The sequence below is a fragment of the Elusimicrobiota bacterium genome, from assembly GCA_018816525.1.
GTDB lineage: Bacteria > Elusimicrobiota > Endomicrobiia > CG1-02-37-114 > XYA2-FULL-39-19 > OXYB2-FULL-48-7.
The window spans coordinates 1-23342 of sequence record JAHIVV010000033.1; the positions used below are offsets into that span (position 1 = coordinate 1).

General features: G+C 37.4%; 21 protein-coding genes. All 21 read right to left on the reverse strand.

What is annotated here, in order from left to right:
* Positions 1-122: 122 nt before the first annotated feature.
* The 21 genes from KKH91_03630 to KKH91_03730 all read right to left on the reverse strand — a co-directional run bounded on the left by KKH91_03630 (position 123) and on the right by KKH91_03730 (position 23339).
* Positions 123-620, reverse strand: a complete 498-nt coding sequence (locus KKH91_03630) for a class I SAM-dependent methyltransferase (GenBank protein ID MBU0951903.1) — start codon at positions 618-620, stop codon at positions 123-125.
* On the reverse strand, positions 620-2044 hold the full coding sequence (locus KKH91_03635) for a glycosyltransferase family 39 protein (GenBank protein ID MBU0951904.1): 1425 nt from the start codon (positions 2042-2044) through the stop codon (positions 620-622). Before KKH91_03635 ends, KKH91_03630 begins: the two co-directional genes overlap by 1 nt.
* Positions 2045-2103: 59 nt before the next feature.
* On the reverse strand, positions 2104-3132 hold the full coding sequence (locus KKH91_03640; GenBank protein MBU0951905.1) for a radical SAM protein: 1029 nt from the start codon (positions 3130-3132) through the stop codon (positions 2104-2106).
* Between the two features lie 22 nt (positions 3133-3154).
* Positions 3155-4174 (reverse strand): glycosyltransferase, encoded by a 1020-nt coding sequence (locus KKH91_03645; protein MBU0951906.1) that lies wholly within the window; start codon positions 4172-4174, stop codon positions 3155-3157.
* Complete coding sequence (locus KKH91_03650; GenBank protein MBU0951907.1) at positions 4171-5859, reverse strand: glycosyltransferase family 39 protein; 1689 nt, start codon at positions 5857-5859, stop codon at positions 4171-4173. Before KKH91_03650 ends, KKH91_03645 begins: the two co-directional genes overlap by 4 nt.
* 6 nt (positions 5860-5865) lie before the next feature.
* Complete coding sequence (locus KKH91_03655; protein MBU0951908.1) at positions 5866-7020, reverse strand: radical SAM protein; 1155 nt, start codon at positions 7018-7020, stop codon at positions 5866-5868.
* A gap of 5 nt (positions 7021-7025) precedes the next feature.
* Complete coding sequence (locus KKH91_03660) at positions 7026-7730, reverse strand: glycosyltransferase family 2 protein (GenBank protein MBU0951909.1); 705 nt, start codon at positions 7728-7730, stop codon at positions 7026-7028.
* Positions 7731-7739: 9 nt separating this feature from the next.
* Positions 7740-7925 carry a Trm112 family protein gene (locus KKH91_03665; GenBank protein MBU0951910.1) on the reverse strand — a complete coding sequence of 62 codons (186 nt, stop codon included), beginning with the start codon at positions 7923-7925 and terminating at the stop codon, positions 7740-7742.
* A complete protein-coding gene (locus tag KKH91_03670) occupies positions 7922-9331 on the reverse strand; it encodes a B12-binding domain-containing radical SAM protein (GenBank protein ID MBU0951911.1) in 1410 nt (469 codons plus the stop codon). Before KKH91_03670 ends, KKH91_03665 begins: the two co-directional genes overlap by 4 nt.
* Position 9332: 1 nt before the next feature.
* Complete coding sequence (locus KKH91_03675) at positions 9333-10736, reverse strand: B12-binding domain-containing radical SAM protein (protein MBU0951912.1); 1404 nt, start codon at positions 10734-10736, stop codon at positions 9333-9335.
* Positions 10733-11485, reverse strand: a complete 753-nt coding sequence (locus tag KKH91_03680) for a class I SAM-dependent methyltransferase (GenBank protein ID MBU0951913.1) — start codon at positions 11483-11485, stop codon at positions 10733-10735. Before KKH91_03680 ends, KKH91_03675 begins: the two co-directional genes overlap by 4 nt.
* Positions 11482-12894, reverse strand: a complete 1413-nt coding sequence (locus tag KKH91_03685) for a B12-binding domain-containing radical SAM protein (GenBank protein MBU0951914.1) — start codon at positions 12892-12894, stop codon at positions 11482-11484. The genes KKH91_03680 and KKH91_03685 overlap by 4 nt, the downstream gene beginning before the upstream one ends.
* Positions 12891-14324: a B12-binding domain-containing radical SAM protein gene (locus tag KKH91_03690; protein MBU0951915.1), complete on the reverse strand. Its 1434-nt coding sequence runs from the start codon at positions 14322-14324 to the stop codon at positions 12891-12893. The genes KKH91_03685 and KKH91_03690 overlap by 4 nt, the downstream gene beginning before the upstream one ends.
* Complete coding sequence (locus tag KKH91_03695) at positions 14309-15064, reverse strand: methyltransferase domain-containing protein (GenBank protein ID MBU0951916.1); 756 nt, start codon at positions 15062-15064, stop codon at positions 14309-14311. The genes KKH91_03690 and KKH91_03695 overlap by 16 nt, the downstream gene beginning before the upstream one ends.
* A complete protein-coding gene (locus KKH91_03700; protein ID MBU0951917.1) occupies positions 15065-16042 on the reverse strand; it encodes an NAD-dependent epimerase/dehydratase family protein in 978 nt (325 codons plus the stop codon).
* 1 nt (position 16043) lies between these two features.
* On the reverse strand, positions 16044-17090 hold the full coding sequence (locus tag KKH91_03705; GenBank protein ID MBU0951918.1) for a radical SAM protein: 1047 nt from the start codon (positions 17088-17090) through the stop codon (positions 16044-16046).
* Positions 17091-17094: 4 nt separating this feature from the next.
* Entirely contained in the window at positions 17095-18258 is a 1164-nt protein-coding gene (locus tag KKH91_03710; GenBank protein MBU0951919.1) for a glycosyltransferase, read from the reverse strand.
* 17 nt (positions 18259-18275) lie between these two features.
* Positions 18276-19850, reverse strand: a complete 1575-nt coding sequence (locus KKH91_03715) for a glycosyltransferase family 39 protein (GenBank protein MBU0951920.1) — start codon at positions 19848-19850, stop codon at positions 18276-18278.
* The gene (locus KKH91_03720; GenBank protein MBU0951921.1) at positions 19847-21517 is read right to left on the reverse strand and encodes a glycosyltransferase family 39 protein; all 1671 of its coding nucleotides are present in this window, start codon (positions 21515-21517) and stop codon (positions 19847-19849) included. Before KKH91_03720 ends, KKH91_03715 begins: the two co-directional genes overlap by 4 nt.
* On the reverse strand, positions 21517-22524 hold the full coding sequence (locus KKH91_03725) for a Gfo/Idh/MocA family oxidoreductase (GenBank protein MBU0951922.1): 1008 nt from the start codon (positions 22522-22524) through the stop codon (positions 21517-21519). The genes KKH91_03720 and KKH91_03725 overlap by 1 nt, the downstream gene beginning before the upstream one ends.
* Before the next feature lie 119 nt (positions 22525-22643).
* Entirely contained in the window at positions 22644-23339 is a 696-nt protein-coding gene (locus KKH91_03730) for a glycosyltransferase family 2 protein (protein MBU0951923.1), read from the reverse strand.
* Positions 23340-23342 lie beyond the last annotated feature (3 nt).

Below are 23342 nucleotides of genomic sequence, written 5' to 3' on the forward strand. Positions count from 1 at the left end.
AATTGTCCGAATAATGTATGATGATTCATAAGCCTGAACCTCCTTGTAGACCCGACGGTAATCGGGTTTTGGTATGGTTTTGAATCACACCATTATAGGGAATAGTTCAGGCTTTTTCAATCCTAATTTGGACACACGTGAACCAATTCCTTTTTTGAATACCTGCGGAAATGATCCAGGTTTTTATCTAAAGAGCCGTAAAGCAGAGGCAGGGCCGGCACAAAAACCAATAACTTGCCCCCTGGCTGCAGGATTTTATACATATTTTCAAGCGCTTTAGTATCATCTTCTATATGTTCAAGAACATTTACACAAACTATCGTATCGATGTTTTTTTCTTTTAACCTCAGTATTTTATCTCCAGCCCCTGCGATATCAGTATCAAAAAAATCAATATCAGGATAATCAATCTTCATGTGTTGAATGAAAGACAAGGATTTATCTAAACAGGTCAGTTTTCCCAGTTTGGTCAAATAAAACGTCAAATTTCCAATCCCACAGCCTATTTCAAGGATATTTTTCCCAAGGTATGGTTTTAACATACTGATAATCCATGAATTATAGTTGTGGGTTAACGCAAAAGTCCTTAAAACTTCATGCTGATATCTTTCCATTTCCATTATAGCCTCTTTTTACGGTAAACTAAAGTAAGGTACCTGTTAGTTTCTTTTTTCAACATTCCGCCGCTCCCAAAATATTCATCGTATAAGGTTGTAACAAGCTGGTAATTAGATTTGAAATAGCCTGAGTTAACAAAGGATTCTATCTGGTCTTTGCCAAATACAATATACTCGATATTTTTTTCTTTAAGGTATGAAGCAAGGTCTTTCTTTGTGACTTTGTAATAATAAGAATACGACAGTTCAGAATAAAACTTTTGCCCGCTGAATGTAAACCAGAGGATGCTATCGCCTAAAACGCACCTTTCCGGAGGTACGAAATTCTTCACTTTAAGCCCATAGTCGTTATAACTTACATCATCATATTTCATGCTGATAAAAAACATCAATGTTATATAGAAAAGAACAAACATAGAAAAAACATATTTTGATAAATTGATGTTGCCAATCTTGATATTTTCAAGTCCTTTTACTACGAGTATGATTAAAAATGGAAAAAACAGAAAAATATAATAAGGCGCTTTTTGGCTTACAATCAAAGTAAACATTACCAAAAAAGTTAATATGCAGGTAATAAGGATATTTTCGTTTTTTCCCCTTTTTATTGCAATGCCGGACAACCCGATTATCAGTAGAACCAATTCAACCATATTCCTATGTGAAGTTGTAGACCAGAACCATGCAATATACCTCTTTGACTCATTAGCCAATAATTTTACAGGATTAAAGCCTAATGAGCTGCCCGGAGTTCCAAATTCTTTCATTACGAAGCCGTTCCATTGAACAAAGAATAATTCAGGGTCAACAAGAATATGCGTTATAATCCACCACATAATTCCTATTGCTATGCCTGCCATACAAAACCAAAAACCTTTTTCTTTGAAAGCTTTAAGTTTATACTCGTAAATAAACAGGACGAATAGCATGATTGGGACAATAACGCCGTTTAGATGGATGTCAGCCGACAAACCGGCAACCAGCCCGGAGATAAAGAATAATGGCGATGATTTTTTATCAACAGAGAGCAGGAATAAATAAAAGGACAGTAGAATAAAAAGGACTAACAACATTTCCTGCCTGCAGCGATGCGCGCATATAATAAATAATCCCGATAAAGACAACAATATGACGCTTTTTAACGCAACTGACTTTGAAAACAATCTTTTTGCGGTCAAATAGACTAAGAGAAGTACCAAAATTCCTGTTAAAAACGACCCAATTCTTGCCTGGAATGTGCCAAGCCCGAATATTTTAAGGAAAGGAGCAATCGACAGCATGTGCAGCCTTCCGTGGTAAATATCGGATTTTTCCAATCCGTAACTGCCCTCAAAAGTAGGAGCTGAAAAATGCCCATTTTGTACAAAACTCCAGGCAGGTTCCACCATACAAGCATCATCCAGGTCTATAATTGGATATTTGTCCAAGTAAAACAAATTCCATATTACATAAATGACCGAAAAAATAATAAAAAAATACTTTGTTTTCATTTGAAATAATTAGCGATAATTTTAGGTATATAAGCTGGATTAAAAAAAACGTTAGTTGTCATTGCGCATTCGTATGTACAAAAACATTTCGACCTTTTTATATAATCTCTTACTTCATCTGCCTGCTTTGAAAACCATAGTTCAGGGAAATTATAATTGCTTTTCCTTAAATTGCCCATTTTTTTGTCAAGCATTTCACATGGATAGACATCCCCTGTTTCATTAATCACAGCGCTTAAATTACCCGCATAGCAGGGTGTAATAAATTTGTTTTTTTCATAAGTTTCAGCAATCAAACGGTGTTGAATTCTTTCTTTTGATTGCAGTATTTTTTTTAAGAAGTTCGGTTTAGGTTGAGCGTATAACAAATCCCTTAATTTGAAAAATTCAAGGTATTTTTTAATGCTTGCCTCTTTAGTAGTTTTGTCAACAGCATCCCCGCGTAAAAGATTTAAGAACATATTGTCAGGGCGCAGTTCTTTTTGTATGAATTCCATAAGCAGGGGTATTTCTTCCTGATTTAGCGGGTTTAAAGTCGTTATGGTAGATAAGCTGAAGTTTTTGAAATTAGCTTTTAATTTTTGCAGTTCTTTGAACGTTGAAATAGTATTACCGAAACAACCCGATACTCCTCTGATTTTTTCATGGGTTTGATTTAAACCATCTATAGATACATACACCATTATATTAGATTTTTTACATTCCTTTAGAATGCTTACCGTGTCTAATATGGTTTTTTCCTTCTGAATGGCGTTTGTTGTTATAGTAATGATTTCCGGGCGCATATTTTTGTACAGTACTTTAGTAATTTCGGGAAAATCTTTTCTCAAATAAGGTTCGCCGCCGGTTAAAGCCAGCCACAAAACACTTTTTAATGTCTTAGAAAAGCTTTCTATTTCATCTACGGTTAATTCGTCTGTTTTTTGATTAAGGTTATTTTTATAAAAACAATGAATACACTTTGAGTTGCACCTATTGGTAACAAAGAAAATAAGCTGGATTGGAAGCCCTTTTTTATAAAACATTCTTTTTGAATGACGTAATAAATTAAAAATATTCATTTTTGCTGTAATTCCCGAAAAGATAGTTAAAAAACCCAATTAATGCAGAATAAAACACGATTATACCAACAACAATATTAAAAAGCAAACTTTGTATAAAAAATATGTTTCCTTTGTGTTTACGCAAGAAAAGAGAAAAAGGCAAAGCAGACAGCAGGTATAAAAATAACGAAATAACCGGCATACGCATTGGAACAAGCCTTATCAAATAAAGTAAGGCCGATATTGATAAAATAATGGAGAAAAACCAGCTTAGCAACAATGAAACAGGCATAGCTGTTTCCTGCGCAGGCAGGTTTTTAATCATGGTCTTATTTGCCAACCGAAAAGTTATCATGTTTTTAACTTTAACATAGTAATCTTTAAGTAAGGTTTTAAACGTAAATCGTTTTAGATGGATAACTTGTTCATTTTTGTCAGTAATAAACTTTTTATTATTTTTAATAAAAACACGGTAGCCAAATTCAAAATCTTCGTAGGATTCCATGTTAATATTGAAACCATGAATTTCATTAAAAACACTTTTTCTTACAGCCAAACACGAGGTTGTCGGGGTTATCGTATATTCTGGCAATTGTATAAGCCGGTAATGTATAAAAAGATTTTGATATTGGCTGTAAAAATCATTGTTAGGGGTTGTTTTTGAATATATAAGGGATATACCCGCTGATTCCGTGTTTGAGGCAATTTGACCGGCTATATGCCCCACTGTTTTTTCAGTTATAATAACATCAGCATCAATAAAAAATAAAACTTCCCCTTTAGCAATCTTAGCGCCGTTATTACGGGTTTCCCCGGGAAGAGTTTTATTCCTTATGCAGACAGTATTGATTGAAAAATTTTTTAAAATTTCAGCTGTATTGTCTGTTGAGCCAGGATTAACTGCGATTATTTCATAGTTTTTATAGTTAGAGCTGTTTATTGCTTCTATACATTGCTGAAGGGTTTTAGCCTGATTATAAGCCGGAATAATTATTGAAACAAGCAAATTATCGGTGTTGTTCATATCAATTTATATATACTGATTACCGGGCCGGGAGAGAGCCTATTTTCCGGGTAGAATTTCTTTATCAGTTTCCCTTGTTTTGGCAGATTGGTGTAAAAGTAAATCAGCGCTTTATCTTTGGAAACGAGGCCGCTTGATTCGTCTGCGCTGTCTGCGATTATATACTTAATGCCTGATTTACGCAAATAACTGAACCCATTGCTGATATCAATCAAATCCTGGACTTTTTCCGCTTCTTTTACCATTTCTATGGTTCCGCTTACTTCATTTGCAGGACGCAGTATTCTAAAGATCTCATAACCTGTTATTTTATCGCTGACAGGATACGCTTCTAACTGTAATTTTAGATATTCTTTTTTATAGTGGTTAAGTTCTACCGCTTTATTGTAAAGGCGTGTTAACTGGGTTTTTGTTTCTTTTATCGGCGGGCAATTAGGGTACATATCAATAAGTATTTTTGAACCGGAAGGGATATTTGATTCCACCCATTCTTTTGCGATAGTCCTTGAGTCTTTTCTGGTATACGCGTAATCAAGTTTTAAGCAAAATATTATTGACGGCAATAAAGCCAGGATAAAAACCCCGGTGATCAGTTTATTATATTTACTGTTGCTTATTGTATCCAGGAATTGAGCCCCGGCAAGAATAAATAAAGGGAAAACCGGAAACAAATAGCCGGGGCCTGAATTGTGATAGAAAATAACCGGGATAGTAAACAGTATCAGGGCTGAAAGAATCAATAAATTGCCCTGTTTTTTTCGTTCATTACCGCAAAAAACTATATTAAATACCCCGATAAAACATAGCAACCCGATAATAGGTATTCCAGTATTTGCAGACACATGCCCTTTATTTCCAATAAATAGGTAATGGAGAAAAACAGGAATCATTCCGTCAAGCGGGTTTTTATGTAACCCTACAGAATGTCCGGAAAAGTCATTCAAAAATGTTTTATAATCCAGAATTGAATACGGAGTGCCAATAATAAAAAATAGAACTATTAAAAACACACCTGCCAGCAATGAAACACTCAATTTTATCCGCTTATTCTTTATCCAGTAAGCGACTGGGATAAGAGCAATCATTGGGATTGCATTATAAAAAGTGGTTATTGCCAGGCCCGAGAAAATACAGGCAAAATAAAAGGATTTATCATTATCCCGGCTTAAGTAATCAATTAAAAAATAAAAAGACACAAGAACAAGAAATGCGCTTGGCAGGGCCGGTTGAATTAAATGGGACGATTGGATTATCGACGGAATAAAAGACAACATTAACACCGCAAAAATTCCGGTTTTATGGGAACGCATTTTAAGGCCCAGGAAGTACATTAAAGCTACTATTGCAGTTGACCATAAAACGGAAACAAAACGCAATATCAGGTATATATTTGTGGGATTTTTTATGAAAGACAAAGCAAACGCATGCGAGTTGGAAAAAAAACCTGCAAGCTTTCCGAAAATGAAATAAACTCCGGAGATACTAAGTGTGAAATATAAGTATAATGACGGATAGTTGAAAAAATGCGGGTTTAAATCCCCCCCGCCCATTTTAAGCGCATAATTAACAGTTTTGTACTCTTCGGTGGAGTATAAATATGGCAGGTCAAACCAGATTCCCCAAAAACGAATCAGGAGGGCTGTCAACATAACGGAAGAAAATACAATAACACTCTTTTTGCTCATATTATTCTAATGCTTTCCAAATAGTAAGCTGCCTAAAAAACTTTTTAAGATAGAAGGCGAATAGACGAAATTAGAAACAATATCGCATTCTACCCAGCAGCCGGAGCAGGCCTTAACTTCTCTTTTCCGGAATTCATCCGACTTTTTTGAATACCAAAAATCTGAAAAACTTTCTTTTTTGATGTTGCCCAGTACAACCGGTTTAAGCGTGCAGGGAACAACGTCGCCGTTTGGCATGAGGCGGAAGTAAAGGAAAGCGGCCTGGCAGGGAATACTGGTAATTTTCCCTTGTTTCAATATTCTGTTTTTTGAGCCTTCCCAAAGGAATTTTTCAACTAGATGCCACAAATAGTTTACGTCAGTAATTCCTTTGGGTTTTGCTTTGGTATTCGAAATATTAAATATTTCGCTGTAAAGCTTAATTATTTCAGCCTCGCTTAAATCTGAAGCTAATTTATATTCAAAAGATTTTCTTAAACCGGATAAAATCGTGCTTTCATGTGAGCTGACGGCAATATATATCTTATGTTCTAATTCGAGTTTTTTCATCAGTTTGTTCATTGGGTTTATTTCATTCAAGTTTTCGCGTGTAATAGTCTGGTTAACGCCTGCAATAAGCGACGGCATCGATTCCTTGGCTTTTTTTAGAATTTCAAGAGTTTCAATGACTTTATTATATAACCCTGGTATTCCCCTGATCTTATCATTCAATTTATTAGGCGCGTCGAAAGAAACCTGGATGTTAAGATTAATATTCTTGTTTTTGAAAAATTCGAGGAAATCCCTGATTTTGCCCGGAAATGAGCCGTTTGTGGTTATATAAAATATTTTCGGATCAGCATTTTTGCGAATGGCGTCGACAATCTCTGTAAAATCGTTTTTTAGGAAAGGTTCTCCGCCGGTAAAACGAATAAGGTCCAGAGAGTTCAGCGCTTTGTCACTAAAAGCTTTTGCTATTTCTTCAGCGTTCAATTCTTGTGACGGGTCTTTCAGTGTATTATCCATGCTTTGAAGGCCGCACATAGGGCATTTTGCGTTGCATCGCCAGGTTACGCTATAGGCAATTACTTTTGGTTTTATTGGTTTGTTGTAAATCCGGTTAATTTTTGATTGGAGAATCGCAGAAAGGCCGTTTAAAATATTGTTTTTTTTGAGATTCATAGGTTTTAGAACTGTTTAGTTCTAATCAGCCACCAGATCCGCAGGATGTCTTTAATTGTTTCAAATGCATTTTTTGGTATTAACGAGGTTGATTTACCATGCAAGCGCGGATAGGACCTAATCGGGACCATGCCGATATTAAACCCGAGTTTTGCAAGTTTAAGAACTATTTCTGCCGGAGCAAAAGGGCCTGTGCAGGTTATATGTATCTTGTTGACCGCGTCCCTTTTAACTACCCGCAGAGCCGTACCCAGATCCTTAAAATTAACCCCGAAAAGCGTTCTGATAAAAAAGTTGTAGCAGATAGATACTAATTTGCGCAGGTTGCTGTTTGCGTTGAATTCACGATACCCGATCACCATGTCATATTGATCAAGAAGCTGGAGGGACTTTTTAAAGTCATAAACGTCATATTGGTTATCGCCGTCGGTAAAAAGCACATATTCAAATTTATTGGCGTATTTAAAACCATCCTGGAGGGCGGCCCCGTAACCAAGATTTTTTGGGTGGTGAATAACGTGGACCTTGGGGTATTTGACAGCGAGTTCATCCGCAACTTTGCCTGTATTATCCGGACTGCCGTCGTTTATTATAAAGATCTCGTAGTCCTGGGCAATCTCGTTCAAAAGATTTACTGCCTTCTCTATTACCAGAGTTATATTCTTTTCATCATAATATGCCGGGCAGAAGAATGAAAAAGTTTTTTTCATAGGAATAAATTATACCAGTTTTTCTTCAATAAATACAGGTATATAATTTAAAATTTTGTACTCTTTTTTGCAATTTTGGCATTTCAAAAAGCCAGATTTGACTTCATCGTTAATAGTTTCATTTTCCCTGAGTTCCAGCTTAGCTTTACAATCGGGACAGCAAAGTATCTTTGAAAATTGTTTTTTCACTCTCAAACCTTCCATTTAGACCAAAATATTGCGGGAATTGCGCGGCTTATTGTCTTGAGCCTGCTGAAAACGTATTCCCTGGGGTGAAGAATTGATTTCCACAAATGTTTTGGGCTCAAATAAAATTTGCGGTACGCTTTCTTTGCTGTTTTGCGTATTTGTTCGTTCGAAAATTGAGGCATATCCGGCTGGCCTTGAGTGTTTAACCAATTTTTCTCTTTCATTTCGTTATAAAAAGGCGTTCCGGGAAAAGGTATCATAAGTTGAAATTGGGCTGTATGCGGGTTTAATTTGTAAGCCCAATCAATTGTTTTTTGAGCTTTTTGCGGGGTTTCACCCGGGAAACCAAATGCAAAATCACCATGAATCTGAAGGCCGGCTTTCTTTGCATCTTGGGTAAATTTGGTCATTTGCTCGACCCTTAAGCCCTTTTTAATGTGTTTCAGCACTTCAGGGTCGGCAGATTCATAGCCTACGTGGAGGTTCCTGCATCCTGCTTTCTTCATCATTTTCAAAACGTCCAAGCCCATATCCGCCCTGGCATAACAGGACCATTGCAGTTTAATTCCGGCTTTTATCTTCTGCTCGCAAAAACTTGCCGCGCGATCCTGTGTAAAAGTGTCATCCTGGATCATTACGGAGCGTATTTCTGGCATTTCTTTTTCAATAAAATGGAATTCTTCGATTACATTTTCGACACTGCGTAAATTATAAGTCATCCCCTTGATGAAAGTATGCACCCAAAGGCAATAAGTGCACATTCCCCATTTACATCCGCGGCCTGACATTATATCCATAAACGGATAATATTCCGACGGGGTTTTATATCGGTAAATGTCAATATGGTTTTTAAAGAATTTCGAAACGAAAGGGATCGTGTCCAATTGGGCGCCTGTAAGATAGGGCCGGATTGGATTTATGAAGATTTTTCCGTTTTCTTTATAACAAAGATTTTTTATTTCACTTAATTTTTCCCATTTAGCCAGCTCATTGACAGGATATTCAAACTCGCTGATGACCAGCTTATTAATTACTTTTGTTTTTGAAAGGGTTTTTTTCGGGTCTATTGAAGCAAAAGGGCCGACAATCACGGCGTCACATTTCAATTCTTCAACTATTGGATCGGCAAAATCGATATCGTTTTGCTCGCTCATATACCCCGTATAAAGAACTAAAAGATCAGGTTTGTATTGAAGTATTATTTGTTTTGTTTTTTCGTGATCGAGATATTGAGCCGGCGCGTCTACAAATTTAACAGCATATCCCTGTCCTTCCAGGTAAGCTCCGCAGTAACCGAGCAATATAGGATACCATTGGGTTGCGGACAGCGAAACGAAATCACAGCGGGCATTGCGCATATATTCAGTCAAATAGGGCGCTGATAACAACAGTATGCGGTAAGGGTTATTCATTTCACTTTTTTCCTTTATTGAATATAAGTATTTTAATTCCTCTTACGATTTGGCTTACAGAGAGGTGTTTGATTGAACGTATAATCCAGCTGGGCCTGAAGTACATCCTATTATAAGCCTTGTGTATGATACTTACTAATTTATTTTCGGGCAGCATGGGAGTTTTTATCAGCGGGATTGGGTTATTTATTGAAAAATAATAGTTATCCCAGTTTAATGCTTTATCTGTGAGGTACCCCTTCTCTTCACATACAGCCCGGGCTTCTGTTCCCGGAAATGGGACAAGGTTTACTATAGCCATGCTGTCTAAAGGAAGTTTTAAAAAGAAATTAATAGATTCTTTAATATCTTCAATAGTTTCTTCCGGGTACCCTATAATGCAGTTTGAACCGACAAGAAATCCCAGGGATTTGGCTAATAAAATATTTTCTCTCGCTTTTTCAAGGTTCAGTCCTTTTTTCATTTTCGCAAGAGTGTTTTTAGAACCGGATTCGATACCAAAGGATAATGAATAAACGCCTGCTTTTTTCATGGTTTTAAGTATTTCAGCGTCAACTAAATCAGCCCGTATTCCGTTGGCGAATTTCAAATATACCGGAGGTTTAATAGCTGTCATCCTGTCAAGGATTTCCAGGGCCCTGTTTCGAAGCACCGTAAAATTGTCATCTTCGAAATATATTTCGTCAACTTTATATTGTTTTATCAGGTAATTTATTTCAGACATTACATTATCAACGCTTCTGCAGCGGATTTTCCGGCCCATTACCCTGCAGCAAAAAGTACAGGTGCTTGGGCATCCCCTGGTTGTCATAACCGGCAATATTCTTTTCCCTTTCTTAAAAAGCCCATGAGTCTGCGTATTTGAAAAATACAGGGCGAGATCCATTTTATGGAATGCAGGAAAAGGCAGTTTGTCTAAATCCTTATCTTCAAGAAAAGGTTGTCTTGAAGTTTGAACAATTTCAGTTCCATTTTTAAAATATAAATTGTTGACCTGGGAAAGAGATTCTTTGGAAATATTGTTTTCTTTTATTTTCCTGCATAATTCAAGAAAAGGAAATTCACTTTCGCCGGTAAATACATAATCTACTGCAGGTTCCTTTATGACAGAGTCCGGAAGAATTGAGGGATGAGCGCCCCCGAAAGCTATTTTGACATTTGGCAAAGATGTTTTTATTTCCTTAACTGCACCAAGCCCTCTCAAATAAGCTGGCGTAACTGCGCTTACTCCCACAATATCGGGCTTATAGGCTAAAAGTTTATCCAGGGCCTTAGGGTCTATTCTTTCATCAAACAGAAAACCTTCGATATCATTTTTTTCAAGAAGGCCCAATAGATACAGCGGCCCTAATGAGGGAGTAGTGTTTTCATCCGGAATGAACGGTACGAATAAGGCAGTTTTCATTTTTTTGCTATTATTGTGTAACTCAGAGCAAGAAATTTTGATTTCAATAATAAAAACGGTTTTGATATAAAATTCCCTAAAAACGGGATATTTTTTGTCACTTCGTCTGCAAAGGTTGCATTTGTGTACGACACTTCAACTGACAATCCCTTCTCTTTTAGAAAGGATGCTAACTTTTTCGGTGATAAACCGAAGGTAAAATACTGGTGGTATTCCGCCAATTCAGTTTCAACGGACGGATAACGCTTTAATAATTTTAAAAACTTCTGTAAATATTTATTTATAATTGAATTAGGTTCCTGGGTTATTATTATTACTCCATTTTCAGAGAGTAAATCTACGGCCTGGCTCAATAGCGGCAGCGGGTCAAAAATATGGTGCAAGACTGCGCAGAAAACTATTATATCGAATGATGTATTATATTTTGGCAGTTCAATGCCGTCAAATAGTTTTAAATCCGCATTAGGATAGGTTTTTGAAGCGATTTCCATCATGTCTTGTGAAACGTCACAGCCAAACAACTGTAAATTCTTAGCTTTTAAGCTTTCAACCGCTAACCCGATAGCATAACCCGTCCCGGTGCCGATATCCAGGAGTTTAATGGTATCACTGCAATTTTCTGAAGCTTTTAATAGAAGTTTCTTAAAATAATTTCTGAAATTTGTAAAAGTCCTCGAGCTTAAATTATAGCCCAGGGCTTTTGTTGAATAGTAAATACGGTTAGATTCAACGGATTTTTGATTGTTCATTTTAACCAGCTTATAAACGAAAGAAGGCCGCTTATATTTCTTTTTAAGTCGTCGAATGAACGGATATTTAAAATCCTCTTTAAAATATAATGAGGCCTCAGATAATATTTCTTATAAGCATCTTTATAGAATTGTCGAAGTTCATTCTCGCTGATATCTTTGAGTTTAATGAGGTAATGGGGCCCGTCGCTTCTTTTATATAATTCCAGGCCTTTATAGATCAACGAATTTTCAGCGTCCGCTTGATTATACATTTCTGTTCCCGGTATCGGAATGGCAAGATTGAACATCACAAAGTCAGTATCTAAATCAAGCGCAGTCTGAAAGGTTCTGTTCATGGATTCTTTTGTCTCGCCAGGGAACCCGAATATATAGAAGGACCTGGATTCGATCCCTATTTTTTTTGTCCATTTGATAACTTCTTTTGCATGGTCCAGCGAAATATCCTTGCTTATGATTTTTAACATTTCAGGGTCGCCGGATTCTATGCCATAGCCTATTGTGATACAACCGCTCTTTTTCATTTTTTCCAATAATTTCGGAGTAACCAGATTGAACCTTGTGCTGCAGCCCCAGGTTAAATCTATTTTCCTTTCTATAAGCAGGTCGCATAATTCTTCTGTTTTTTTCATATTCTGAGTAAATACATCGTCGTTAAAGTATATTTCTTTTATACCGTAGTTTTTTATCAGGAGTTCTATCTCTTCAATAGTCCTTGAAGGCGACTGAGCCCTGTATTTCGACCCAAAAACGTTCTTTGAACAATAACAGCACTGGTACGGGCATCCTCTTGAAGTAATCATGTTCAAAGCGGGAAGCCGTTTATAAGTCCCCTTTGCGGGCCTGTATCTGTGGATTTCCAGCAAATCTCTTGCCGGAAAAGGAATAGCGTTTAAATCTATTATCTCCATCTTCCTTTCAGTATGGTTGACCTGCCCATTTTTCCTGTAAACAATATTTAAAACTCCTGAAATATCTTTCTTTGCTTCAATATGTTCAATCAGGCTGGTAAATGTTTTCTCTCCCTCGCCTAAAACTACAATATCCGCATTTGCCAAATTGATGCATTCTTCAGGAAATATTGATGCGTGCGGGCCTCCGGCGACAATTAATGCTTTCGGGAATTTTTCCCTGGCAATTTTTATGGTTTCCATCACAACAGGAAATGTTGTGGTGTAAATTGTGATTCCGACTACATCCGGGTTGTACTCATTTAATTTATCTTTAAAAGACTCGATGGTCAGCTTGTAAGCGGGCCCGTCAAAAACCTGTATCTTATGTTCAGGATGATATTTTCTAAGGTATGAAGCAACATAGAGTATCCCCAAAGCCGGCAGTATAGCGCCGGTCTTGCTGTATGGGCTGTCCTGAGTTAACAAAAACGGCGGATTTAAAAATAAAATGTTCATTTGAATAAGATCCTTATTGCGGGTTTAATCATTCTTTTTAACTGGCCGAAATTTTTAAGCTTAATCAGCCTTTTTAATATATAGGGTATCCTTCTATAAAATCTCGTATGGCAGTATTTGTATAATACAGACAATTCATCCAAAGATATATATTTATTGTAGGGTTCTATCTGGTAATTAGGCACAGGGTTTTTTACGAAATCTTTCCAGCTGTTTCCGTGGATTATACCGTCCTTGACAGCTTCATCAAACATTTCGCATTTTGGCAATAATTGCAATATCCCGTATTGCGCATAATCCGAGCCTATTTTTATTGAAATTTCAACAAGTTTTTTAATATCATCCGGTGTTTTATGAGCAGGCAGGCCTATTATCCAGTTTGTAGATACTTCAATGCCGTATTTATGCGCAAGTTTTATCGATTTTTTAACCTGCTCGATTGTAACGCCCTTTTTTATTGTTTTAAGCCCTTCATCCGTGTAATCTTCAACTCCCAGTATTATCTGGGAACAACCGGACTTCCTCGCCAGTCTGATCATTTCTTCATTTATTTTATCCGCTCTGCCTCTGAAAATCCAGTTTATTTTCAAATTATTCGATAAAATTGCGTTCGAAATATCTATAACCCTTTGAGTAGAAATATTGAACAAATCGTCAAAAAAATAGAATTCAGTATAACCCTGGCTATAATATTGTTTTATCATTTCAGTCATATAACCTACTGAATGTGATCGGTATTTTTTTACCAGGACCTGGCAGAATGTGCATTGGTACGGGCATCCCCTGGAACTGCAGATATTTACCATCTTCTTTTCTGTTCCAAAGGTGCCTTTATATAAATCGCCTTTTATCAGGCCGTAAGCGGGGAATGGCAGGGAATCCAGGTCTTTTATATAGGCTATGTCAAACACGCCGTTTTTTGAAGAAACATTATTTTTAGTAAGCACGTATTCAATATTGTCCAGGGGTTCGCTTTTTGAAAGATTATCCAGAAGATTTAAAAAAGGGATTTCACCGTCGCCGATTATCACGCTGTCTATTTCTTTATGAAGAATAGTTTCTTCAGGAAAAAGTATGACATTGGGGCCGCCAATACAAATATGCGCTTTTGGCAGGGCCTGCCTGATCAACTTGCAGGATTTTAAAACGTCAAAAAATGTATAAGTAAAAGCAGTTATTCCGATAACGTCAGGTTGATATTCTTTAATCCTGCTTTCCAGGAATTCAAAATTATTGCCTTCCGCTTTGCAATCTAAAACTTTTATTTCATGCTTGCTGTGTTTTTGGATATAAGCGGCCAGGCTTATAAGGCCATAAGGCGGAAACATGCCGATGGAGTCAATTTCCAGGTTCCAGCCGGTAGAAAGTTTTGCAAAATTCAGGTCAGGCGGATTAATTAAAAGTGTTTTTATTTTTATAATTTTGTACACACCAGGGAAAACAATGGCGCATAGCCTCTCCTCATATTTGTTTTTCCGAATATTAAATCTGAAAGCGGGTTCAGTCCGAACCAATGGAATTTTGGTTTAACAGAAAAGCCTGCTTCGATAAAAAGGTTAATCAGATGTTCTGAATCTATTCCGTTTTCCTGCCACTCAGATAGTTTATAGAGCTCATTGGTTATTTTATTTGCCGCTTTCCTGTATTTTGAAGCTGCATTGCGGCTTTTGCGGTATATGTTTATCATCGGCCCGAATTTGTTATTAAAATTGATATCCATGTCATGATCGCTGTAAAAGACGCCCCCGGATTTTGTGACTCTTGCTGCTTCAGAAACCAGTCCTTTAAAGTCGTAAAGGTGATGTAAGACTGAAAAACAGGTAATGGCATCGAAACTGCTGCTGGTAAAGGGCAGACGGTCAATATCGGCACAAACTCCAAGATCGAAAGAACTGCGGGATGACTCCAGGATTTTTTGAGAAATATCTAAGCCGATTCTTTCCTTGAATATTCCCTCTGCGCATCTGGTTACTAAGCCGCTGCCGGTTCCTATGTCTAATAGAGTCCCTGCAGATGATAATTTCGCAAGCTCAGATAAAGTGGTCCTGATCCAAGCCTCAAGTTTCGGCGAGCGCCTTCCGTCTATTTTTTCATAGGAATCCGCTATAGTGTTGTAAAACTCGATATTCGCATTCTTTACTGATTGCTCTGTGGCTTTATTATGTTCCATCTAAATTAATTTCTCTTGTTTATAAAATTTCCAGGCCCGTCCGATAGTCGACTTAAAATTTCCCCTGGGCCTCCAGTTGAGTTCCTTTTTTGCAAGTTCGTTGGAGTAATATTTAAATTTGAACAAATCATTTACAATCTGCGAAGTGATGAAACGGTTTCTTAAGACAAATCCTGCGAACCCGGCAGCCCCAGCCATTGGGGAGCGCATTAAAGCCGGTATTGGAATATAAATCGGTTTATTTCCTATGACTTCAGCAATAGTCGTAAATATGTCTTTAAATAACAAATTTTCTCCTGATAAAATATATCTTTTTCCAGATGTCCCTTTTTCCCCTGCTGATATAATACCATCAACTAAATCATCAATGTCAATTACGTTGCTTCCTCCGGGAGGCACCGGAAGCATTTTGGATTTTGCGGTTTGCGCGACCAGAGTCCCGGAATTTAGCGACCAGTCGCCAGGCCCGTAAACAGTAGTCGGGTTTACAATAATTACACTTTGTTTCTTTGATGCTTCTTTGGCTATTTTTTCTGTTAATATTTTACTTTCTAAATAAGGATTCGCTTTGGCTAGCTTCTCGTTAAAAGGCGTATTTTCATCCAGTACGATATTTTTTGAATTAGAAATACCTATTGTGCAGGCACTGCTTACAACAACGGTTTTATCTATTTTCCATTGGGAAGCGGCTTCAAGGATATTTGATGTTCCCTGCCCGTTTACTTTTAAAAGTTCTTCCCTCCGATTGGGGTCGAAAGTTATCATTGCCGCAAGGTGATAAAGCCTGTCGCAGCCGTAACCCGTGGTGTTTTTGAGTGAATCAATGTCAAGGATATCACCGGTCACAATTTTTATTCCAGGCGGTATGTGTTTGCTGTTTTTTCTTACAAGCGCAATAACCTCAAATCCATTTTGCAGAAGCCGTTGGGTGAGAGCTCTTCCTATGAAACCGTTTGCTCCTGTAACGAATGCTTTCATATTATTTATTAAACACTTTTTCAGCTTTTAACGGCAGATCATCTGAATTATAAGTTTTATTCAAATACTTTTCTATAAATTCTTTATCTGTTGAAGCAAGACATTTCTGGTGATAATATGACAAATAAGGGTTTTGCAGGGCGCGTTTACGGATAGTTTCAATAGAATCTTCAAAGATATTTCCAAAAGATATATGTATAAAAGGGCAAACAAGCACATCCCCATAAGGGGTCAAATATAAAATTTCTTTTGCTGCCCCGCACCCGAATTCACCCAGATTAGCCTGGAAATCTGTCCTGACATAAGGTGCGTGTTTTTTTGTGAGTGCGTCAATATAATTCAAATCTTCTTCATTCAGGGCTATTTCCTGGTTGTTGTGCCAGCGGCCTATGGGTACAGGCAAAATCAGGTTAAGGTTTAATTTTAATTCCAATGCCAATTTTATTATACCGTTTATCCCTTCGCTTTTAAGAGTCTGGTGGGTCACCACAGTGCCCAGAGTTACATTAAGGCCTTCTTTAAGAGCTGTTTTTATGCCTGAAATAGTTTTTTCAAAGGCCCCCGCCATTCCCCTGAAAGCGTCGTGTTCTTTTGCTATCGAACTGTCAAGGCTGATAGTAAGAATGTCAACTCCTATTTCTTTCAGCTGTTGTATTTTATCCTTGTTCAAAAGGGTTCCGTTTGTCGTTACAGAGATAACATTTCTGTCAGGTTTGCATGATTTAATAATTGCGGGCAGATTTTTAAACATAAGCGGCTCACCGCCCTGGAAGGAAAAATTGACCGTGCCTAATTTCATACATTCCTCTGCGACCCGACTATAATCCTCCGGGGCCATTTGTTTTTTGCCGGATTTTTTCAACGCCGTGGCAAAACAATGGTTACAACGCAGGTTGCAGTCAAAATCTATGGCGAAATCAACATATCTTAACGGCGGTTTGTGAAATATCTTGCTTTTAGCCAGAGCCGAGGCCAGCCGAAAAAAAAGCCTGGGTTTATGGGGCCTGAAAGCATATTTGAAATTCTGCTTAAATTCCGGTATAGTCATTTTGTTATTTGTTTTCCAGGCGTTTATAACTGCTGTCCTGGCGGTAGAAAGGATAACTCAAACCCGTAGAAAAAACAATTATGTTCGTGATTATGTAAACTCTTATTATAGTCCAGAGAGAATATTTGTGGAGCCCGTCGGGCAGTTTAACCCAGTTGAAAATACGGTTGGTAATAATTAAAAGAACCAGCAATAAAAGGGTTCCTATGATTACAATATCAAAACGGAATAAAGTGATAAGCACTCCTGCAAAAAATAGCCATGAAAAAAACGCCAATGGAAGGAAAAGCTGCTGGGCTATTTTAGTAACAAACATCATCTTAAAGAAATTATCCATATCCGGAAGTTTATATACAAAACGAAGCGATTCCCTCAAATAGGCGTTACTTTTACGGAATTTGTGCGGAATGAAATCAGAATAATTTTTGGGAGTTCTTATTTCCGGGGCTTTTGCCAGGTTGGAATATATGGTTTTCAATCCTGAAGAATTTGCCAGAAAAGCTACATAAACATCATCGGCAACAACATCTTCCGGGAATGATTTCAGCAATTCTTTTCTAAAAGCGTAGCATTGGGCAACGACTATGGACGAAGTTTTAGCAAAAGTTTCCAGGAATCTGCTCTTATTTTGGGCAGACCAATAACAATGTTCAATATCAAGCGTATCGTCAGGATAGCAGTACGCGCCTACAACGGACACAGACGGATCCTGGGCAAATTCAGCAGCAATCCATTTTATCGCTTCTTTATTCAATAAGCCGTCAACATCTGTATTTACAATAATATCGCCTTTGGTTTCGGGTAATATGTGATTCAGCTGGTTTATTTTGCCTTTTTTTGGCGAGACATCTATTCTAAAAAATTTATCCCGGGTTATTTCCATTTTTAGTAAACCCAGCGTGTTGTCCGAAGATCCTCCGTCAACAAATACTATTTCAAGCAAGTCTGGCGGGTAATCAATTTCTTTAAGATTTTTTACTTTTTCTAAAATATGTCCGGCTTCATTGTAACAAGGGACAATAATTGATATTTTGGGCCAAATTTCAGGAAAAACAGGAGGTTTCTTCTGGTTGAACAATCCGATTAAAAACAAATAGATAAAGTATCCGAATAAGGTCCAGCCAAGAATCAGAGTTATCACAACAAAAATTAAAACTGACAACCACATAAGTTAACCCCTTGTCTTCAGATTTTATTTTTACCGCTGATTAATTTGTAAATATCCGCTTTGCACTTTTCTCTGGTGGCGTAACGCCCTGAGCTTGCGTAAAAGTCATCTTCTACTGACCCAACCAGTTTATAATCCGTCTTTATGTATTCATTCAATTCATTAAAATCATGTTTGTTTAAAAAACCGCAAAATCCTTCATCCTTTATGATGTATTCAACTTTTTCATTTTTTAATAATTCTTTGATATTGTGGCCTAAAAATCCCACTAATTTTTTGTTATTCATTCCATTGTAATGATATTGCCAGCCATAGACGAAAAAATCAGAAAAAAATACATTGTTTTCGAATCCCATGGAATAGCCGGTATAACCCATGACTACTGATTTTTCAGGAATATACTTTTTTAGTTTGCCGATAAAGCCATAGTAATCAGATTTAATAAATTGGGCTTTATAGGCATTTTCACTAATGAGAAGAGCTGAAAGCCCTACAATAAGCGCAGAACTTAGGATAATTTTGTATGTGCTTTTTGATAAAAGAAAATCGTGTAAAAATTTTACGCTTAAAATGATTATAAAAGGGTAAGTTAAAATCAAATAGAAATTTGTCGTATTGGGCACAAATAGAATGAAGCTTATTATAGTCACGATGGTTATGTAGATTATAGTCATTTGCCCTTTTTCTTTTTTAAACAAGCCATATAACAACGAAATAATAAATAACAAAAGAAGGAACATATTCCTATGGAATCGGCCTAACCAAAAAAAGTTGTAATACCTACGGAAAGCCGGAGCCATAATGGCATAAAGAGACCTTGTCCCTAAAGGGGGCGCTTCAGATTCTGAATGAAGCCTGTATTGCAGGAAAAAGTAATCCGGATGTAAAAATATGTGCACGTAAAACATCCAGAGGCATCCCGCAAATATTCCAAGGAGACCGTATATAAGAAGCTTACGGTCAATAGATTCAGAAAAGAACTTTTGTATTGTCAAAAATGAAATCAGAATAAAACTTATGAGGCCTATAGTCGGGTGTACATCTATAGACAACGACGCTGTTAATCCCGTAAAAAACAAGATAACAGGCGATTTGTTTTCAGTAAAAACAAGAAGCAAATATACTCCCAAAAGCAGAAACATAGTAGTTGACATTTCCGGGCGCGCCAGGTGCGAATGCATTACAAACAGGTGCGATAAAGCCAGAGTTATCGCAGACAATATCGAAATCCACTTGTTGGAAAAGAATTTTTGTGAGATTTTATAAGTCAAAAATATTACGACCAATCCTGCTAAAAACGGCTGTAACCTCATTTGTGTTACTCCATACCCAAAAATAAAGAAAACCAGGCTGTTAAAAAGAAGGTAGATGCGCCCAGATAGCGCGTTAGTGATGTCCATCCCTGCAATAGGCGGGAATAGGATGGTTCCGAAAGACCCATGCTGTAATAAACGCAACGAAGGTTCAGTGAATATGGTTTCATCGCAATAAACGGACGGGTATTTGTCCAGGTAGATAAAACTGATTATTGCGTATAAAAAACCTAAAGAAAGGATAACGAGCAGCTGTTTTTTTGTGAATTTCGTGTTCATGCTTTTTTCTTATAAACCGTTATTTTCGGGTTAGGGATTAACAAGTCATGCGGTGGAAAATCTTTTTTAAATTTAAATCCAAGAAATTCGGCTTCTTTATCGAACGAGACAACCTCTTCAAATCGTTTTTTGTTAAGAATCGTATCCTTGATGATTTTTTCCTGTTCAGGAAAAATTTGTGATGAAATATTTTTTACCATATAATCCCTGTATTCGAATTCCGTAATAACTATATAATCGGCGCTGCGTGAAATTTTATCAAGGCCTAAAACTGCGTCGCTTAACGCGGATTGGATATCTCCCCCCATTAAAACCTTGTACGGCGGATTATATTGCCTTAAAATCCCGGGTGTCCAGAAATAGCTTCTGGGAATGGCAATTGTTTTGTTTTTAGGTATATTTTTATCTATCCACTCTGAAGCCAATTCTCTTGTATTTACGGACGAATATAGTTTAAGGTAAGCCACTGAATACGTCAATGTAGGCGCGAGTACGAGAATCGATGCTATAGCGAACAGGATTGCCGATAAAGGTTTTTTGAAAAGCGTTGAGTTTAACAAAATGTCCAATAACCTGCCCGTAAACAAAACAAAAAACGGCAGAACCGGAATCGTATATACCGCCGCCTGATTTTTAGTTTTCGAAATTACAAAATAGATAATAAGCCCGGAAATAAGGAATAAGGTATCGTAAATCCGTTTTTCTGATTTCCCCTTTTTTGTTATTGTGGAAATCAATACATATACGAACCCCATCAGCCCTGTAAATACTACCGGAAAGCCTATCGAATTAGGCAGGTAGTAAGATATATAACTTTGCCATCCTGGCCCGTGCAATGCATATTCAATCGGATGAGTTGTATTCTGGGCGAAGGCAATATTCATTTTAAAATAATACCACCAGGTAGGAAAATCAAAAATTGCATAAGGGCAGCCGATTAAAAAACCCGCAAAACCGGAACCAGTCAACAGCCAGAGGTTTTTGTCTTTAATTTTTTCGGTGAATTTACCGTCATTCCTGATAAAGTGTGCAAGAAACGGAACTATGCCGAAAATACCGGCGCTTAACTTTGTCGCCGTAGCGAGCCCGATGAGAAGTCCTGCAAATAAATAAGTTTTTGAGCTGGTTTTGCCGGATAATATTTCCAGGGAAACATATACCGGCCAAAGCACGAAAAACAGCATTATTACATCCGGCCTGGCGTAAAAAGAATAGATAACATGCACAGCAAGAATACTTAGAAGGCTTGCGCATATTAAACCTGTAGTTTTATTGTATGCTTTTTTAGCGATTAAATAAATCATCAGCACGTTTAAGGTTCCAAATACAATCGAAATCAGCCGGGCTATAATATAAAGTTTGTCGGTTTCATGCAGGTTCGCCATCAGGAATTCACGCGATGCCGGGTTAACGATTTTTAGAAATTGGCAGAGTTTAAGGAAAAAACCGGCAATATAAACGCTGAATCCTCCCCAGAGGAATGCCCTTTTTGGGCTGAAATCAAGCTTTGAAGGTTTCATATCCTGCAGTGAATAAATAGTCAGAGCTTCATCAGGATTGTATGTGGTAAGAGCGAGGTTTTTACTGGGCAAGCCGAAATAAAGCCCGGATAGCCTTAGTAAAAAACCCGCTGTAAGGATTGCCAAAATGAGAAATGATTTTTTCATTATCTGGATATTTTTATTACTGAACCGCCGGTCTTTGCTGATTTTTCTGCGGCTGAAAGGACTCTTACAACTTCTAAACCGAAAATTGCATCACTTTTTGGTTTAGACCTTTTCGAAATGCTGTTTAAGAAGTCCATGCATTCCATTTTGAGAGGTTCCGCTGCAGCCAGGTGAGGGCTTAAAATATCCCCGGACCTGTAAGACAGCTGGAATTCACCGAATGTTTCCGGGTTTTTTTCAACGCCTTTATTATAAATCTTTATTTTTTCAACGGGCTCAATATCGTCATAAATCGCCATTTTTTCGCTTCCGATAACCACTGTCCTGCGGAGCTTGCAGGGCGCCAGCCAGCTGGTATGCAGATGCGCAAGCGTTTTATTTTCAAAGAAAATACTCGTGTAGGCAACTTCGTGGATATTTTTACGGATAAAAGATTGGGCCTGGCAACTGACAGCCTCTGGAACAGAGTCAAGCCAATAGGTGATAATTGATACATCGTGCGGAGCCAGGTCCCAGATAACGCTGACATCCGGTTGGAAAAGCCCCAGATTTACTCTGGATGAGTCAATATAGTAAATATCCCCGAGCGTTTTTTTGCTTATAATATTTTTCATTTCTATTACAGGAGGGCTGTAAAGAAATGTATGGCTGACTAAAATAATTTTTTTCTTTTTCTCTGAAAGCTCTATTAATTTTTCGGCTTCTTCAACGCAGGTGCACAGGGGTTTTTCAACCAGTACATCTTTGTCGTGTTCAAGCGCCTCTTTTATCAGCTTGAAGTGGGTAGAAACCGGGGTAGCAATAACTACTGCATCGACGGATTTGTCATTCAAGATATCAAGGTAGTTTTTTGTGAGAATGGTGTCTTTGTATTTTTGTTTAGCGCTGTTGAGGTTTTTATCCTGCAAATCGGAGATGTATGCAACCTGGCTGCCTTGTAATTCATGAAAATTCCTTACTAAATTCGGGCCCCAATAGCCATAACCAATAACGCCAATTTTAATCATATCAATTACCTCTTTTTAAGAATATTGAAAAACACGATTTTGAACGACATTAAAAATATCGAGTAGGAGAGAAAAATTGTGTTTTTCAATACTTCGATTATATCATATAATTATAATGATTAAAAGGGTTTGAATGGTAATTTGAGTAAATCGAGGGCAGTTTTTAGGATAACACCCGGGTTAGAACCGGTGCTTTTCCCAAACTTTCTGGGCAGGTGCTCTATTTCAGCTTCAACAGAACGGGCGCCGTTTTTTCTTGCTTTAATAAAAAGCTCAGCATGGATAAAGGCGCTTTTTGCGTAAAGCTGCGTATTATTAAGAAATAAACGCTTATAAAAAACCACGCTGTCTATATCCGTTACTCTTTTTAACGCCACAACACTTATAACCATATTATAAATCCAGGCATTTAAAAGCCGGGTAAAACCATCGTTTCTTTTTGCGCGTTTTCCGATTAAATAATCGTAATTCTCAGTGAAAGGAATAAGTTTATAGATTTCTTTTGGCGCGATCTGGCCGTCCCCCGGTATGAAAAAAACCCATTCTTTGGAAGGATACAGAAATACTTTTTTGAGTGTTTCTGCTATACCCAGGTTTTTTTCGTGGCTGAAGATTTTTAGCTGCGGTATTTCTTTGGCGAGCCCTTCTAAAACAGATTTCGTATTATCTGTACTGCCGTCGTTGATAACAACTATTTCGTAATTTTGAGTCAGCGCTGACAGAACAGCAACGCTGTTTCTTATGACCTCTTCAATATTTTTTTCTTCATTGTAGGCAGGGATGCTTATTGCTATAGAATTTAGTTTTAAAGCCATAGT